At 49.6% G+C, this 16,070-nt stretch carries 13 protein-coding genes and 1 pseudogene; all 14 read left to right on the top strand.

Annotated elements, in window-relative coordinates; genetic code table 11:
• Positions 1 to 74 precede the first annotated feature (74 nt).
• A complete protein-coding gene (traE, locus tag HRQ85_RS15700) occupies positions 75 to 569 on the top strand; it encodes a type IV conjugative transfer system protein TraE (protein ID WP_172380007.1) in 495 nt (164 codons plus the stop codon).
• On the top strand, positions 559 to 1,344 hold the full coding sequence (gene traK / locus HRQ85_RS15705) for a type-F conjugative transfer system secretin TraK (protein WP_172380075.1): 786 nt from the start codon (positions 559 to 561) through the stop codon (positions 1,342 to 1,344). Before traE ends, traK begins: the two co-directional genes overlap by 11 nt.
• Positions 1,334 to 2,869 (top strand): TrbI/VirB10 family protein, encoded by a 1,536-nt coding sequence (locus tag HRQ85_RS15710; RefSeq protein ID WP_172380008.1) that lies wholly within the window; start codon positions 1,334 to 1,336, stop codon positions 2,867 to 2,869. Before traK ends, HRQ85_RS15710 begins: the two co-directional genes overlap by 11 nt.
• A 5-nt stretch (positions 2,870 to 2,874) precedes the next feature.
• The gene (gene traV / locus HRQ85_RS15715) at positions 2,875 to 3,267 is read left to right on the top strand and encodes a type IV conjugative transfer system lipoprotein TraV (RefSeq protein WP_172380009.1); all 393 of its coding nucleotides are present in this window, start codon (positions 2,875 to 2,877) and stop codon (positions 3,265 to 3,267) included.
• 109 nt (positions 3,268 to 3,376) lie between these two features.
• A complete protein-coding gene (gene traC / locus HRQ85_RS15720; RefSeq protein ID WP_172380076.1) occupies positions 3,377 to 5,926 on the top strand; it encodes a type IV secretion system protein TraC in 2,550 nt (849 codons plus the stop codon).
• The gene (gene traW, locus HRQ85_RS15725) at positions 5,910 to 6,608 is read left to right on the top strand and encodes a type-F conjugative transfer system protein TraW (protein WP_172380077.1); all 699 of its coding nucleotides are present in this window, start codon (positions 5,910 to 5,912) and stop codon (positions 6,606 to 6,608) included. Before traC ends, traW begins: the two co-directional genes overlap by 17 nt.
• A gap of 145 nt (positions 6,609 to 6,753) precedes the next feature.
• Positions 6,754 to 7,764, top strand: a complete 1,011-nt coding sequence (gene traU, locus HRQ85_RS15730) for a conjugal transfer pilus assembly protein TraU (RefSeq protein ID WP_172380010.1) — start codon at positions 6,754 to 6,756, stop codon at positions 7,762 to 7,764.
• A gap of 9 nt (positions 7,765 to 7,773) precedes the next feature.
• Complete coding sequence (locus HRQ85_RS15735) at positions 7,774 to 8,007, top strand: hypothetical protein (RefSeq protein ID WP_172380011.1); 234 nt, start codon at positions 7,774 to 7,776, stop codon at positions 8,005 to 8,007.
• Between the two features lie 13 nt (positions 8,008 to 8,020).
• The gene (trbC, locus tag HRQ85_RS15740; protein WP_172380012.1) at positions 8,021 to 8,734 is read left to right on the top strand and encodes a type-F conjugative transfer system pilin assembly protein TrbC; all 714 of its coding nucleotides are present in this window, start codon (positions 8,021 to 8,023) and stop codon (positions 8,732 to 8,734) included.
• Between the two features lie 36 nt (positions 8,735 to 8,770).
• Positions 8,771 to 10,543, top strand: coding sequence for a type-F conjugative transfer system mating-pair stabilization protein TraN (gene traN, locus HRQ85_RS15745; RefSeq protein WP_172380013.1), 1,773 nt, complete (start codon positions 8,771 to 8,773; stop codon positions 10,541 to 10,543).
• Between the two features lie 45 nt (positions 10,544 to 10,588).
• On the top strand, positions 10,589 to 11,368 hold the full coding sequence (gene traF / locus HRQ85_RS15750; RefSeq protein WP_172380078.1) for a type-F conjugative transfer system pilin assembly protein TraF: 780 nt from the start codon (positions 10,589 to 10,591) through the stop codon (positions 11,366 to 11,368).
• 17 nt (positions 11,369 to 11,385) lie between these two features.
• On the top strand, positions 11,386 to 11,799 hold the full coding sequence (gene trbB, locus HRQ85_RS15755) for a type-F conjugative transfer system pilin assembly thiol-disulfide isomerase TrbB (protein ID WP_172380014.1): 414 nt from the start codon (positions 11,386 to 11,388) through the stop codon (positions 11,797 to 11,799).
• Positions 11,796 to 13,201, top strand: a pseudogene (locus tag HRQ85_RS26490) (conjugal transfer protein TraH). The gene trbB and the pseudogene HRQ85_RS26490 overlap by 4 nt, the downstream one beginning before the upstream one ends.
• A 3-nt stretch (positions 13,202 to 13,204) precedes the next feature.
• Positions 13,205 to 16,009, top strand: a complete 2,805-nt coding sequence (gene traG, locus HRQ85_RS15765; protein WP_172380015.1) for a conjugal transfer mating-pair stabilization protein TraG — start codon at positions 13,205 to 13,207, stop codon at positions 16,007 to 16,009.
• The last annotated feature ends 61 nt before the right edge of the window (positions 16,010 to 16,070 follow it).

Below are 16,070 nucleotides of genomic sequence, written 5' to 3' on the forward strand. Positions count from 1 at the left end.
CTCATTTATGGTGGAGACTTTACCACCTAATTTGGTGTCCGGGATCATTAGACCACTACACAGGCTTTCTTGCTATGCTTATCACCAATTTGGTATTGGGTTACACCAGTTATCAATCCCTAACCCATCAAAGTCGAACCCTCATTCCTCCTACAGTTTCAAAAGCGTTCACCGTCTCTGATAACGCCGTCGATGAACCTTACCTTGAGCAGATGGCGGATTATTTTGTCTACCTCAAACTTAACGTAACCCCTGCCAACGTCGGACGCCAGTTTGGCCAGCTTCTTGAATATGTCGATAAGCAAAGCTGGCACAGCGTGCAACCTAAGCTACTTCGTGAGGCGACAGTCGTTAAAAAAGACAACATCAGCAGTCAGTTTTCCGTCGAGTCAGTCCGCATTTCGCTCGATACCCTCCAAGTGCAACTCTACGGCAAACAGCAAAAGTACGTAGGACAGCGTGCTTTAGAGCCAGAAATGAAATGGTATCAGGTCGGCTTTAGCTATGAACATGGCGTGATAGGTTTACTCTCCATTGAAGAAGTCGAGGTCAACACCGATGAATCTTGATGAACAATCATTATCCCCACAGCAGCGATGGCGCTATCACTTCATCTCCATCGCTCTAGTACTGGCGTTTTTTATTGCCCCCCTTGCCATGGCGAAGAACGTCGCTAAAGTCAGCTATGAGTTTGCCGAAGGTGACACCATACCTTTGGCACTCTCTTCAATTAACATCAACCGCTTAGTGGTCAAAAATGACCGCATCCTCGCGATTGTCTGCCCAAAAGGGTTTTGTACCTCATCAGGCAACCAAAAAGACGCCTCTGGCTCTATCACACTAAAAATCAACATCGCCTTGCCGTTTACTGCGCACCTGACCACGGAAAAGGGGCATTTATTTGCCCTATTTATTACCCCCAAAGCCACCCCGGCTTTAGTGACCGAGTTTGTGTGGTCTGAAAGTGACCAAGAGCAGCAAAGTCCGATAGAGCTTGCAGCGGATTATCCCGCTGCCATGACGGCACTCACCAAAGCCATGATGCACTTTGTTCATGATGGCTCCCCCATTGCCGGCTTCAAACGTCATGACATTGACCCCAACACGCTACCAAAGGATGACAGTAAGCTGGCTATCATTCCTCAAACCGTCTTTGTTGGCAGCGATTACTCTGGCGTGGTTTACCAGCTTAAAAATCAAGGCAGCAGCGAGATGCCTCTCACCACCGCGCAGTTTTACAGCTATTCCGCTCGTTCAGCCGGGCTTGATGCTGACCACTTAGCACCAGGGCAAACCACAACGCTCTATCTCATCACTGGAGGAGGGGCAGCCCATGTTCGATAAACAAAGAGACGCCTTAAACGAGTTTAAGAAACGGTTTTTCAAAGACACTGATGGCGACTTTGAGCAGGGAGGAGAAATCAATGCGGCCACACAAAAGCGTAACCGCAACATCACGTTTGTGGCACTCACCGTGGTGGGGGTGATTACCTTTATAACTTGGCGATTCACTTTACCTTCCGAGCCAGAGCAAACCCAAAATGAAACGATCGGGTTTGGCGAGATTGTTACTGATGATTTTACGGATAAAGACAACCAATCGGCCCTCACCTTTCAGCAAGATAAAATTAACCAACTTGAGCAAAGCCTGACCAAGTTTGAAGGCACGCTCAATCACTTTGGTGAAAGTTTACAATCCGAGATAGAGAACATCAAAACCACCACAAAGCGCGATCAAGATTCGCAGCTCGCCGGACTAGAGCAGCAGATGCAGCAAAAGCTTGATGAAGTCGATGCGCTCAAAGCTGAGTTAGAGGCGCAGCTTGCGGCAGGTCCCATCATTAACCCGAATCAGCCTTATGAGTCGAACACGGCTAAAGGTGACGTGTTTGGTCAATATAAACGGCCACCCAAACCAGCCATTAGGGATGATGTGGATGCCACCAACATGAATGAGTTCACCTACCACAACCAAGATAACATGGCCTTTAGCGGCGATGCGTTTGATAGTTTTGAATTTCATTGGCAAGCCAGTATCGATGAGAAAAAATCCCGTCGCACAACCGATAATTATGTGCCTACTGGCACTTTTGTTACCGCCGTAGTCACCGGCGGCGCCGATGCCAATGCGGGCGTCTCAGGTCAAGGGGATACGTCACCGATAATCTTTCAGACCGTCAATCAGGGTATTTTACCCAATGGTAAAAAATCGAAGCTGGGTAACTGCACCATCACTGGCGCCGTTTACGGTGAAATCTCATCCAGTCGTGGCGTCGCCCGCACTAACCGCATCAGTTGTATTCAAGACAACGGCGATATCTTAGATATTCCCGTCAATGCGACCGTTTTTAACTTTGGTCGCAACGGCATCCGTGGCACCACCATTTTGAAAAACGGTAAAATCGTTCAAATGGCCGGTATTGCGGGTATCTTGCAAGGGGTGGGAGACGCAGGTAAAGCCCTAGCACAAACCACCACACCAACCGCTCTAGGACCAAGCACCAGTGTTGACAGCGACAAAATAGGCTTAAGCCTACTAGGCGGCGCAACCGAAAGCGTGGGCAGTAAGCTGGCAGACTACTACATCAAGCTTGCCGAGCTGTACCACCCGATTGTCGAAGTTAATCCCGGCGCCGTGGTGAACATTGTCTTTTTAAAAGGCTTTCCGCTCGATCCGCTTCTTGCTGAGGAGTACGAGACACGTATCAACGAGCAGCGCGACCACGTCTCCAGCACAAATCAAATACTGGATGTCATCACCAATGCGCCCGCCCTGTCCCAAGTCAACCCAACCGCCCCCATCAACCCATTAGCGCAAAAACTCACCCAACAAGGGTTAAACAGCGTGGGCTTTGGGCGTGAGGAATAACCATCATGAGATTGAAAATTTTATCTTACTTATCTTTTGCATTATTCACGCTAACGGGCTGCAGCGCAGGTTTTGACAGTGAATACAGCTGCGACAAAGTCGGCGGCGTGTCAGGCTGCGTCACCATGAATGAGGTACGAGATAACGTGTACGGTTACACGGGGGACAATGTCACGGTAACCAACCGAGCAAAAACGACACCCCCCACTGCTTTCACCCTACTGCCAAGACGAAACCGAGATGGAGAGCCACAGCGAAGCCAACAAGAGGTCAAAAAACTCACCGTCTTCCCTTTTATCGACAAAGACAATAACTACATCGATACGATGGATGTCTACTTCGTCTTAGATGAAAGCCAATGGTCTGGTCGTCCAGTTCGCGCAATTTGGAAGGATTAGCCATGAATCCAACACTAAAAAAAGCATTCATACACCACCTATCAGCGTGTATGAATGCTTGCGCCAGCTGGCCACTGTCTTTGTTTTGGTCAATGAAAAAGGATTAACCATGTTTTCTACCATCAATAATGGCCTGTCAGCATTATTCCAAGAGGCAAAACGCGCCCAAAACCACCTTCATCATGAACTGCCCTATCGAGACTATGATCCCGTTGAGCGCGTCTTTGAAAACACCCATTCTCGCGGTTTTGGATTTAAAATCAGTGTGCTTGGCGGTGCGAATGACGACTTAATTCAGTCACTCAGCCATCTCGTGGGGGATTTACCCGAAGGCGATAAATGGGACTATCAAGTGCAGCTGTTTGGTCATAACCGCGTGGCGCATTACTTAGAAGGTAATCAAGCGCTACTCAGTCAACGTGGGGGGATTTGCCAAAAGATGGCCAATGATGATGCCATTTATGCCCATTACGCCGCGCAGCATGGCTTTTTGCATCGGCAAAAGAACCACCGTTTCGACCTTCGTGACTACGATGCCTTCTTTTTTGTCTCTACCACTGAAAAAGACCCACAAGAGCTGATGGATACGCGCACGACACTGGAGACCGGATTAACGCAGCTTGGCTTTGACCTACTGCCCGTCACACCAGAAATGCTGCTTACGGGCATTGGGGATATCTTAAATTTCGACAAAACCCAAGACAGACCAAAGGAAAAAAGCTACAACCCACTCGAGCCGTTAAATCTGCAAGCATTATCGCCAGACACTGAAGCGCTTACCCATCGAGGGCATATTGCCACCCGTCACACCAACGACCAAAGGGACGATGTCCACACTCGTATTGTCAACATGGGACTGTCAAGGCTGCCGGGGGATTATCGTCTTTATGCTTTGCCAGAGGCGTTTTCCTCTCTTCGCAATGTGTCACGTAATATCCCCTGCCCTCACCGCGTCACATTGAGTTTTCGTCATGAGCCTACCGGTAAACAAAATGCGGATAATGACAACAAAATAAAAGACCTCACCAAAACGGTGAACAGCCAAATGGCGCTGCTCGCACCAACGGCAGAAGATGAACTTAAAGAACGCAAAGCCCTACAAAAAGGCCTGTTATCGAAAGAATTCACCATCGCCTCCATGGTATTGACGCTCTCCCTCTTGACGGACAAAAACAGCCAAAAGAGAGACACGCAGGCGGCGAAAGAGTCATTCAGTCAGGCCGGGCTCGACATCATTCCACTGAAAATGAATCAACCACAAGCGCTGCTTTCCACGCTGCCTTTTATGATGAGTGAAGGATTGTGGCGAGATTGCAAAAAAGCCGGACGGGTTCGCACATTAAAAAGCTCGAACCTCGTCAACTTATTTCCGATCATCATGGATTTTTGTCAACTCAAAGGCGGGGTATTGCTTCCGACGATGCGCCAGCAAATCTCTTTCTTTAACCCCTTCACCTGTGGCAGTGATAACCAAAATATCGCTTTAACCGGAGGCTCTGGGGCAGGTAAGAGCTTCTTAGTTCAAGAGATAGCAAAAACCCTTTATGCTATGGGCGGTAAAGTGTGGATACTCGATAAGGGGGCCAGCTACAAAAAGCTCACCCTCAGTCTTGGTGGCACCTACATGACACACGCCAATATTTTCTTAAACCCGTTCACCCATTTGGGCGCGATGCAAAACGCTGAGTTTGAATTTGTGGACGACGAAGGCAAGCCAGTAGACCCGATGATGGAAGCGCTCGATAACATCACGGCCCTATTTGCAACCATCGCCTCCCCATACACACCATTAACCGCATTCCAGCAAAGTGTATTAGGCGATGCCATCGTGACCGCATGGGAGCGCAAGGGTAACCAAGCACTCGTGGATGATGTCAGAGATGCCCTGATTGAGATTGCCGGAGAAGAGAGCGATCGACGCATCAAAGACATTGCCGTGCAGCTGAAAAAGTTCTGCACTGACGGCATGTATGGCGATGTGTTCAACAAACCTTCCATGCTTGACCCTAACGTTGACATCACCACCCTAGAGCTTGATGGGTTCCCACCTGCCGTTCTAAGACCTGTTATCTTTGCTCTTATGGTCTCAATTAACCAGCAAATGTACCTATCTGGCTCTCGCTCGACGCCAAAGATGTGCATCATTGAAGAGGCATGGAGCTTGCTGTCTGGGGCGAACGAGCAAGCCAGAGCGTTCATCAACACCGGCTATCGCACCGCACGTAAATTCGGCGGCAGTTTTTGTACCGTGACTCAAGGCATTGAAGACTTCTTTAGCAGTGAAGAAGCCAAAGCGTGTTACAACAACTCCGATATCCACATCATTCTTCGCCAAGGTGAGGGGTTTGATGACTACCTAACCCAAAACCCCGACGCCTTTTCAAAGTATGAGCAGCAGCTTATCAAAAGCTTTGCTCCCTCTGCCATTGCGGGCTACAGCTGCGCCCGCATCAAAGCCGGCGGACACGTGACCTACCATCGCTTTTTTGCTTCACCAGTAAAACGCGCCATGTTCTCAACCGAGCCCAAGGAGTTTGAATACTGTGAACATCTTTATCACCAAGGCTTGCCATTGGAAGAGGCCATTGAACAGACCTCCATGCACTACTACGGCAAGGAAATTGAGGCATTTAACCAAGCGATTGGGGCGAGCACTTAGCTCGCTGGCTGTTATCCTCGTCACAGGCGTTGCCGCTTTTCACGCTTATGGAAAAACATTGGGGCAAGTGGCCCCGGTCTTTCCAATCGGAGAAATGGACATGCTGGAATGGATTGACCACAGGCTGAGACAATTTGAAGCCAATGGTAAGCTGGCTGACATGCAGGAGGCGTTTACCCAGCGAGTCAAGGAAAGCATTGAAAACCCGCCGCCCGTCGAAGGACTGACGACCACAACCAACCCACGCACCTTTTACGTTGACCCAAGCATCGTGATCCCGACAGACATCGTTGTACCCGCCACCGGGCAAGTCATCGCCAAAGCGGGCACCAAGGTTAACCCCTTTGACAGCCGAACCTGGCCAAGGGCAGGCGACAAGGATGCGCTACCTCAATTTGAACTGAGTAAGGTATTAGTCTTTTTTGATGCCAGAGACGCGCAGCAAAGGCGCTTTGCCAGTGAGTACCACAATGATAAGCCCATCAAGTGGATACTGACCGCAGGCAGTCCGAATAAAATGGCCACCTTACTGGACAGCAAAATCTATTTTGCGCAAGACGGCTTTTTAACCAGAAAACTGCACATCACTCACGTTCCCGCCATTGCTTATCAAGAAAGTACACGCTGGCGCATTGATGAGGTCAACGTTTCCGGTTTGTCACCCTTGGAGATAAACCAATGACAAGCCCTAAACGATGAAAATGACACCCCCTTGATTATGCTTCCAAGCACTTGGTTAATCGAGCTCGCTTTTGACTGCGATAACGAGGCGAAGCCGCTTGTAGAGGCAAAAGGAGTACCACGCCACGCGTGGAAAAGGACGCCTTATGACACCACGACACTTTCCTTTATTGCTGTGCTGCCTATGGGTTTTTATTGCGCCATCGACCCAAGCCGCCAGTGCGGCGTGCAAAAGCCGCTTTATCAATCCCATCACAGACATCTGTTGGGATTGCTTATTTCCCATGACCATCGGATCGGCCACGGTCATGCCTTCGAAATACCCCGACACCAATAACCCGACCATGCCGATATCCTACTGCCCTAAACCGCCGCCTGTCTTTGTTCAAGTGGGCGTCAATATCGGCTATTGGGAGCCTTACGCCTTAACCGACGTCACCCGCGTGCCTTATTGTATGGTGAATATGGGCACACAGCTTTCTGGTGCCAACCGCCAAAAAATAGGAGGACGCGTCACCGCTCGTGACAATGACAGTAGCGACGGTGGCTTTTACCATGCCCATTGGTATAAATACCCGGTCATTTATTGGCTGCAATTGATGCAATCGACCGCTTGTATGGCAACGGATAATTTTGACGTCGCCTACATGACGGAAATAGACCCACTTTGGGATGATGACGAGCTCTCGCTAGTCCTTAACCCAGAAGCCTTACTCTTTGGTGATCTGACGGCACAACTTGCTTGTGTCCCCGAAGCGATGCTCACTTCCACTAATGTGACGCTGCCTATTGATGCGTTATTTTGGTGCTTGGGCTCACAGGGCAGTGCTTATCCACTGACCGGCACCACCAACTATCGAGATACGCCGATCCAAGCCGCCACACTGTTGATGGAAAAACTCAACTACAAGCTTCACCGGCAAGGCATTGTGTGGGAAACGCGTGGGGAAGATGGGACCATTTGTTACCAATACCCCGATCCGATCTTACCTAAATCTCGCTACCGTTATCAAATGTCGTCACCTATCCCTGATGCAGTGTGGTGCCACCCTTATACGACCACCACGACCTTATGGGAAGCGGGCCACGACAACCCCGTCACCGGAGATAATTTTGGTTTCGTTCAGTGGCGAAAACGTAACTGTGTATTTTTATAGGAGGCCATAATGACGTTCTCACAACCGACATTACAAGGCGAGTTCGATCTGTTTATTGCCTGCAACGTGAGCGCGCTTGAGGACTTTTTAGAGACGGATAGAGCGATTCACAAGCACATCTATTGCTGCTTTCCTTTGGCACATTTCTGTTTCTCGTATTGCAAGGCGCTGAATGCCCGCAAAGTACACTCCATCAGCTTTCAAGACGCTTATACCCTCTATCCACCATTTAAACGCCCATGACCAAGGGGGTAACATGACCACTCCATCGTTTGAGCGCGCCTTATGGCGCGCGCTTGTTTTGCTGTGTTTTTTTGTCTCTGTGCCAAGCCATGCTTACACAAAGCAAGAGCTCAAAGCCTTTGCCAAACTTGAGCAAGACATGGCTTTACAACCAGAGACAGCAAAGCCATGGGATACAGACGACATACAAAACCAAGCCCATGCTTATCGAGAAGAAGCGCTGACGCTTAGCCGCAATGTTCAAGATTTGATAAAAGAAGAGAGCCTTTCTCCTTTATTGGGAATACAAAAACCCACACGTAATCCAGACCAAGCCCCCAAAGGCGTAATGGTGTTTGTGTCACTGACCATGCCAGATACAGCACTGAAACAATTGTTGATGCAAAGTGAGCATCTCGGCGTCCCTCTTGTGATACGTGGCGTCTTGCCTGAAGGCTTTCCTGCCACGGCTCAGCGCATCGAATCATTAATACGCTCCCCCAACCAAGCGCCTATCCAGAGTGGATTTTCAATCAGTCCGGATTGGTTCAAGCAGTTTGATATTACCAAGGTGCCCGCTTTTGTTTCGGTCAAGCCTGGGCGCTGCCTGCCAAAGCAACCTTGCTCCACGACTGACTACGACATTCTTTACGGCAATATCTCACTTTATCAAGCGCTGGATTATCTCACCACGGGCGATGCGCAGCAAAACATTCCCCCTCTGCTGCGCACCCTTTATTCGCAATGAGTTTTTCTTACCATCACTTTTGATGAGGTGTTCCCTATGCGCCGCTATCTATGTGTCGTGCTCGCGCTCAGTCTTTTCTCTGCATCGGCTTTGACCAGCGAACAGCAAACCTTCACTGATGCCGCTAGCTGGGCAAAACAAACGGCAAAGCAAGCCCTAAAGCCCAGCTCACTCCCACTTAATATCGACGATTACTGCAAAGACGCAGCTTGCCAAAAAGAGATACAAAACCCTAACGAGTCTCGCCTCTCTGACCGCGACATCAATAGCCAAAAAGACCGCGCTTTTGCCAACAATGAGACCGCCCAAGCTATACAGAATACCTTCAATAAGGGGAAGCCTGATATAAAGCACGATCCGACGATGCGCTTTGCGTTACTTGGCCAAGACAATGCTTTTGAAGTGACCCATGGCATGTCTAACGCCTATGTCGATTGTGAAACAGGAACGCAGTGCTTGATTGAGGATCACACACGCATGTGCACCTCACCAACGAACACCCCTGTCACTTGCTTTGAAACGCCTTATGTATCAAAGCAAATTATAAAAACGGGGCGTATTTCATTTCATTATAATGGCTTCACACCTATTCGTTATTCACTCCCTCAAGGCGTCACAGAGGTGACAGGGATTAATTTCCCAGGCGTGTTAACGTGCCAAGGGTTAATGTGTATTCCTAACAAAGGAGTGCGATTTCGCTTAAATGGCATCGTCATTCATACAAAACCTAGTAGCTCAAACTTCAACACCACACAAGCAGAGAGAGTTCGATGTAAATCGGGTGGTTCAGGTTTTTATTGTTTACAAAAGTACAGCCCTTTCTATCAAGCAACAGGGATAGGCACCTCAAATAACATCACGATTGATGTCCTCAATGATTATGGTTTGTTTAACGGCACATTCACTATTCATTACAAAATAAGGAAAAACGTCATGAAGTGGCAATCGAGTTGTTCAACGTTATTACCTGAATGTAAAAAAACGCAACGTACCTGTATCAAAGGTCGGGCAACCCACACTATGAATGGCTTGCCAACCACACTGAATTGCTGGAAATACCAAGTGAATCATCTTTGTGAGCTGGCAGACTCCTGCGCCCGTTTACCCAAAAACTGCAACGAGCAATCTCGCGCTTGCTCCCTTCAACAAAATGGGGTTTGCGTCGAAGAAGAAATCCAAAAAAGTTGTCCTGAAAAATCATGTCGCGCCACGCAAATGCAGTGCGGTGAACAGTCCTTTTGCCTTGATGGCGATTGCTATGTTCCGGAGCCAAAACTCAATGACCACTTTGATAAATCCGTCGCAGCGCTGGCAGGACTTGCCGAAGCGGTAAAAGATGTCGGCGACCCACCTAAAATCTTTACTGGCAAACCCATGCAGTGTGACCAAAAACTCGCAGGCTTTAATGACTGCTGCAAAGACTCAGGCTGGGGACACCATCTGGGCGCAAAATGCAGCGAAGGGGAAAAGGCGCTCGGAAAAGCGAAAGAGAAAGGGTTAACCCTGTATGTGGGGCAATACTGCGCCAAAAAAGTCCTAGGAGTGTGCACACGTAAAAAACGCAGCTACTGCGTCTATGACAGCAAACTGGCCAAAATCATTCAAGAGCAAGGCGCTATCCAGCAATTAGGTAAAGGACTGGGCAGTGCCAAGCACCCCACTTGCGCTGCCATTACGCCTGAAGAACTCGGTCAAATCAACTTTGAGCACATCGATTTTTCAGAGTTCTACCCAGACATGCACGCCAATACCCACTTGCCTAACTTTGATGAAATCAAGCAACGACTTCAAAGTGCGACGGGAAAATAGACAAAACCATTTCCTTCTTCCATCCACTAAACCAAGGTCATCATGATGAAAAGCCCACTGCTTGGCGTCATTGCCCTAGCGCTGCTGGTTCACGTCTCTCCCACCCTAGCGAATGAGACGCCACCAGGGTGGCGATGGTACAACGAGCCCAAACAAGCACCCAAAACGCCCAAAACCAGACCGCTACCAAGCAACACCCAAACCACCGTATCCAGTCCTAAAAGCTTGTCAGCGACCGCGCAAATGGACTGGTTCCACGCCATGCACAAGGAGGCGCAAAACGATGCCGCCCTCCACCCTAAAGATAAGGAAAAACTGGCCCGGTTCTTAGCACTTAATCGATTTATTACTCACCAAACTGACCAACTCGGCATGACATTCAAAGCGCTACTACTGGAAAGGCCAGAGCTCTCTTACACCAAAGACCACCCGACCGAGCAAGCGGCAAGGCAGGTGTATTTAGAACTGGAAGACAAAAAGAAAATCGATGCGGTTGAGAAGATGAAGCAAGACGGTTGGGGCTTTTTCTTTGTTTATGACGGCAACGATACGCTCAGTCAGCAACTCGCCCCTTCCATTCAAGCTTTCGCGGATCAATACCACTTTGAACTGCTGGGGATCAGCAACGATGACACCTTCATCACCAACATCAAAGAGAACCGCCACAATCAAGGCAAAATCGCCGTGCCCTTTACCCCTGCATTGATTTTAGTGCACCCCAAAACGGGAGAGATGAAGCCGCTGGCGTATGGCTGGATAAGCCAACAAGATCTGCTTGGGCGCTTTTACAACGTGGCGACCCACTTTGAGCCATCCGATTTTTAAACCATTAAGGAGGCACTATGCCATTTATTCACACCCTTTTGCTCGGCCTGGCCCTATTCGCAGGCAGCGCACACGCCGACATGCACCACCAATACGCTCTGGTGTTCTTTTTTGAAAGCACCTGCCCATACTGTCATAAGATCGCCCCTAAAATCACTCGCCTTAGTGAGCGCTTCGGGCTGCCAGTTTACGCTTTTTCTGTTGACGGGCCGGGCATGGCTGGCTTTGAAACCCCTATCCCTGTCACCCCCAAAATAGGCCGCACTTTTTTCCCAACCAATGGCCAAGCGGTCATGCCCGCCACCTTCTTAATGAATGTGAACAGCCGTAAGTTTTCTCGCCTAAGTATCGGTGATGTGCCAGAAAACACATTAGCTCAGAGCATTCGAAACGCGCTCAATGACCCACGGGTACAGGAGGCGTTGCAATGAGGTGCTCACTGACTCACTACTTATCCACCGTTTCGGTGCATAAGCGGCTTATTCCTTTATTACTCATCACGTTACCGAGTATTAGCTATGCCGACACCGACCACTCACTGGCCCGCTTTTTTGACCGTTCAGGGTACAACGCCAACGTCTCGAACCCGACCGCCTATCAAGGTCAATCTGCCCACTACTACACCGGAGGCAGTGTGTTTGTACGCAATAAAATCGTTGATGCGCAACTGGTTAGCGTCACTGTGCCCGCCATCAGTGCGGGGTGCTCAGGCATTGATATGTTCATGGGAGGGCTCTCTCATATCAACTCAGACCAATTAGTCAGAGCGGGGAAAGCGATCATCCACAATGCGCCGCCCTTTATTGTCAATCTCGCGTTGCAAACTTGGGCCCCGCAGCTCAAGCAAAACCTCGATAACCTGCAAGCCATCGCCGACAAATACTTAAACCAGTCGGTGAACTCTTGTGAAGCGGCGCAAGCCACCATCGGAGGACTGGCCGCCTTTACCGCGCCCGCCACCAAAAAGCACGTCTGTGCCACACTCGGCACACAAAACAATGCGTTCTCAGATTGGGTACAAGCCCAACATGAATGTGGCGCAGGGGGCCAAGCCGCGGGTCAATTGGCGAACGCCAAAAGCGACCCAGCCCTGAAAGACCTCACCCAAACGAATCACAATGTGGTGTGGTCTGCGATCATGAACAACGCGTTTTTATCTGCAGATAAAAACCTTGCGCAGTTTATGATGAGCCTTCAGGGACTTACGTGTACGACGCCAACGGTAACCCTCGTTACTACCCGAGTTTGTTAACCGACAACAACAATTTGGTCAACGTGTTGCTAGAAGGGGGCCAAGCCGATATTTACCAGTGCAAAAACACCGCCCCCAAAGCGTGTATTACTATCACCAAACGCCATCACTTATCCATTAGTGAGCAAAGCGGTATTCAAAGCCAAATACGCAAGCAGCTGGATTCAATACTGCGAAGCATCGCGACGGACCAAAAACTCACGGATAAGCAAAAGAGCTTTTTAGAGCTGACTCAGACACCCATATTAACGTTTTTTATTGATGACTTGTCCGCCAATCAAACGCCGGATATCAGCAGTTACTCACGAATGATAGCGGTGGATTTGCTCAACCAATACCTCACCAACATGTTGAGTATTGCCAGCCAATCACTGGCCAATACCAACAACAGCCAAGATGATATCACCCTCATCACCCGTGATATCGATAACGCCAAACGCTTTACCGCTGGTCTTGCCGATAAAGCCATTGAAGCGATCAACAACCGCAATCAACTTATCGACTCGCAAAGAAAAACAGCGCAGCAAAGCCAGAAAGACATTGGCACGACAACCAAACCTGTGACGGCTTATGGGAACTAACTTATGATACTCGACTATTACACCTACACTTCGGGCGAGGTGATCAACAAAGCCTTTAACGCCCTTGCCACTTTTTTCAGAACCAATACCTTTGGGGATTACTTACAGATGTGCATGATGCTGGGGCTCATCACCAGCCTGTTTATTTTCATGCTTTCCCGTCGCCCTAAAGACCTCATCAAATGGATGGCGGTCTTCTTTGTGGTGCCCCTGTTTCTCATCAATATGAAAGCCGACATGCTCGTCATCGACAAAACCCAACCAGGAAAAGTGTACAAAGTCGATAACGTCCCTTACCTTGTCGCCGTGCCGACTTATTTTTTCTCTTCTATCATGGTGGGGATGGCTGAGGGGGTGGAAAGCATCTTTACGACCTCAGACGATGAGCGTTACGGTCGTACGGGCATGCTGTTTGGCTCTGAGCTCTATCAGCTCTCAAGACAATCGAGCGTGCGCGAAATTGGACTCAAAAAACTGTGGAGTGATTATTTTCATAACTGCATGATTGGGGACGTCAGAATCAACGGCAAATACACCTGGGATGAACTCTTTGCCGCCCCCGATATCTTTGCCTTTCTCGATGGCATTAGGCAAAGCCCACTGCGTGCGCTTTACCTTGACGAAGGCGCCGGTCGCAGCAGCTACAAGCTGTGTGAAGAAGCGTACCCGATAGTGAAGCAGCGGTTTAATGCGGCCGCGAACGAAAACGTCACCTTGTTAGCACACCACTTACTCGGAAAAATGGGGGATCGTTATAAACCACAAATTGTGCAATCGCTGCAGCGTAACTACAACAAGTTTTTTGCCATCAGTACCAGCGCCTCCAACACCATTAAGCAAAACATGCTGATGAATGAACTGCGTTACAACCTTGACAGCCTTGACCCAACCCAAGCGGCGCTCAATTACGCCTATACCACCAACAAACTGCAAACCACGTCGATGTGGGCGTCACTTGGGCTCATGGCAAGAGAATACTTACCCATGCTCCATACCATGCTGTTCATGCTGTTTGCTTGCTTAGGCTTTTTTGTTGCTGGCGCAGCGGTCATTCCAGGCTTAACCATGATGGTACTGAAAAACTACGTTGGGACGTTTGCCTTTCTCGCGACGTGGCCGGCACTCTTTGCCATCATTAACGCCTTCCAGCTCTGGGGGCTAGAGTCCCTCTCCACCGATGTCTCCGGTCAATTTGGTGGATTGGTTCTCTCCAATGTCGATGCGGCCGATGAACTGCACAGCCGCTTTGCTTGGATGACCGGCATCTTGATGATAGGGGTGCCGTTAATCGCCGGGGGAATACTCAAAGGCGGGCAATCGGTCATGTCGAGCATGAACTACCAGTTATCAAGTATGATCAACGCCACCAATGCCAGAGCAAGCGCGGCAGCTTCAACCGGTAATTTGGATTTTGGTAGCATGCAAATTGATAACCACAGCATGAACAACACCCATGCCAATAAGTTTGATACCAATACCTTAATCAACCAAGGACACAGCTACACCCAAAACCAAGACGGCTCTGTGACGACCCAACACGCCGATGGACGCACCACCTACGACAGCACGCAAACAACCAGCCGTGGCAACATCAGCGCCAACACCTCTGCCATGTTGCAAGACAGTGTTTCCAATGCTCGAAGTCAAACCGAGCAAAGCCTAACACAACAAAGCAGCCAACTGGGGCAAAGCATTCAGGCGGGCGCATCGCTGAGCGACCGCTGGCATGACAGTGTGGGTAAAAACCTCAGCTACGGTGAAGGCAGTACCAGTGGCTTTAATACCCAAGTCAGTCAGGGTATGAGTCACATGCAAAGCGCCATTGATAACGTCAGCAAGCAAACGGGCTGGACGAGAGACCAATCGCAAGCTTACTTGCAAAGCGCTTATGCCGGTGTGGATGTCAGCGTAGGAGGCAAGCTTGGGCCATTGGGCGGCAGCGCAAGCGGTGGCGTGAAATGGTCAGATGAAGAGCGTACGGCTTACAGCAACATGAGCAGCGAGCAAAAGCAGCAGCTTGAGCAAGCCACTCAACAATACACCGACGGAGCCAATGCCGTCACCAGTGCTGGCACGCAAGTGGACAACAAAGACACGCGCACGTCGGTTGAGCAGTTTGCGCATGACTTTGCGATTAACGCCAGCAACACTAAATCGCTGGGTGCCAGCGTGATGCAAAGTCAATCCGACTTACATGCCCTATCCAACACCCAAACTCGTTTGGAATCGGGCGGCGCCAGCTTCACGGCCAATGCGGTGCAAGGGTTCCAGAACTACTTGGAACAAACTATTGATAATCCGAAAGACATTCAACGCCTGATGACCGCTTACCAACCGCAAGACATTGCGGAAGCTAAAATGAATTGGCAGAACTTCACTCGCACGGAAGCCTTTGCGACCATGGCGGGACTCGATGGCGACAGCGCGCGCGTCGTGGCAAGAATGAACCAAGAGCATCAAGCCAGCACACCAACAGGTCAGCCTCATCTGACACCAGGGCAGAATAAAACGATGGCGGAAAGATGGGATAACACCCAAGATAGGGTCGCACAAACACGTACCGATGTACTGCGCAACAAAGGAACCGGTGGACTGTTTAATGAAGAGCGCTTTAACGGGGTGACGGATAACGTCAAGTACCAGCAAAGTCAGGCGCAAAAGTCCATTAACAAGCCAGCCCCCCTCATTGAGATGACCATCAAGCCCGAGGTAGAGGCTGAAGTGGCCAGACCTAAAAGGACGGAATACGTGACGTCGGTTCAAACGTACCCTGCGGCGCCACGATACACCCAAAACCCAAACAAGTAGTATTGATCACGGCGCATAAAAGGGACTTTATGCACCATTTGAACACTGACATTATGGACAG

The sequence above is a fragment of the Vibrio sp. Vb339 genome, assembly GCF_902751245.1.
Classification (GTDB): Bacteria; Pseudomonadota; Gammaproteobacteria; order Enterobacterales; family Vibrionaceae; genus Vibrio; species Vibrio coralliirubri.

Coding starts and splice junctions, on each gene's coding strand:
- traE (WP_172380007.1), top strand. CDS start 75: ATGCTTATCACCAATTTGGTATTGGGTTACACCAGTTATCAATCCCTA.
- traK (WP_172380075.1), top strand. CDS start 559: ATGAATCTTGATGAACAATCATTATCCCCACAGCAGCGATGGCGCTAT.
- HRQ85_RS15710 (WP_172380008.1), top strand. CDS start 1,334: ATGTTCGATAAACAAAGAGACGCCTTAAACGAGTTTAAGAAACGGTTT.
- traV (WP_172380009.1), top strand. CDS start 2,875: ATGAGATTGAAAATTTTATCTTACTTATCTTTTGCATTATTCACGCTA.
- traC (WP_172380076.1), top strand. CDS start 3,377: ATGTTTTCTACCATCAATAATGGCCTGTCAGCATTATTCCAAGAGGCA.
- traU (WP_172380010.1), top strand. CDS start 6,754: ATGACACCACGACACTTTCCTTTATTGCTGTGCTGCCTATGGGTTTTT.
- HRQ85_RS15735 (WP_172380011.1), top strand. CDS start 7,774: ATGACGTTCTCACAACCGACATTACAAGGCGAGTTCGATCTGTTTATT.
- trbC (WP_172380012.1), top strand. CDS start 8,021: ATGACCACTCCATCGTTTGAGCGCGCCTTATGGCGCGCGCTTGTTTTG.
- traN (WP_172380013.1), top strand. CDS start 8,771: ATGCGCCGCTATCTATGTGTCGTGCTCGCGCTCAGTCTTTTCTCTGCA.
- traF (WP_172380078.1), top strand. CDS start 10,589: ATGAAAAGCCCACTGCTTGGCGTCATTGCCCTAGCGCTGCTGGTTCAC.
- trbB (WP_172380014.1), top strand. CDS start 11,386: ATGCCATTTATTCACACCCTTTTGCTCGGCCTGGCCCTATTCGCAGGC.
- traG (WP_172380015.1), top strand. CDS start 13,205: ATGATACTCGACTATTACACCTACACTTCGGGCGAGGTGATCAACAAA.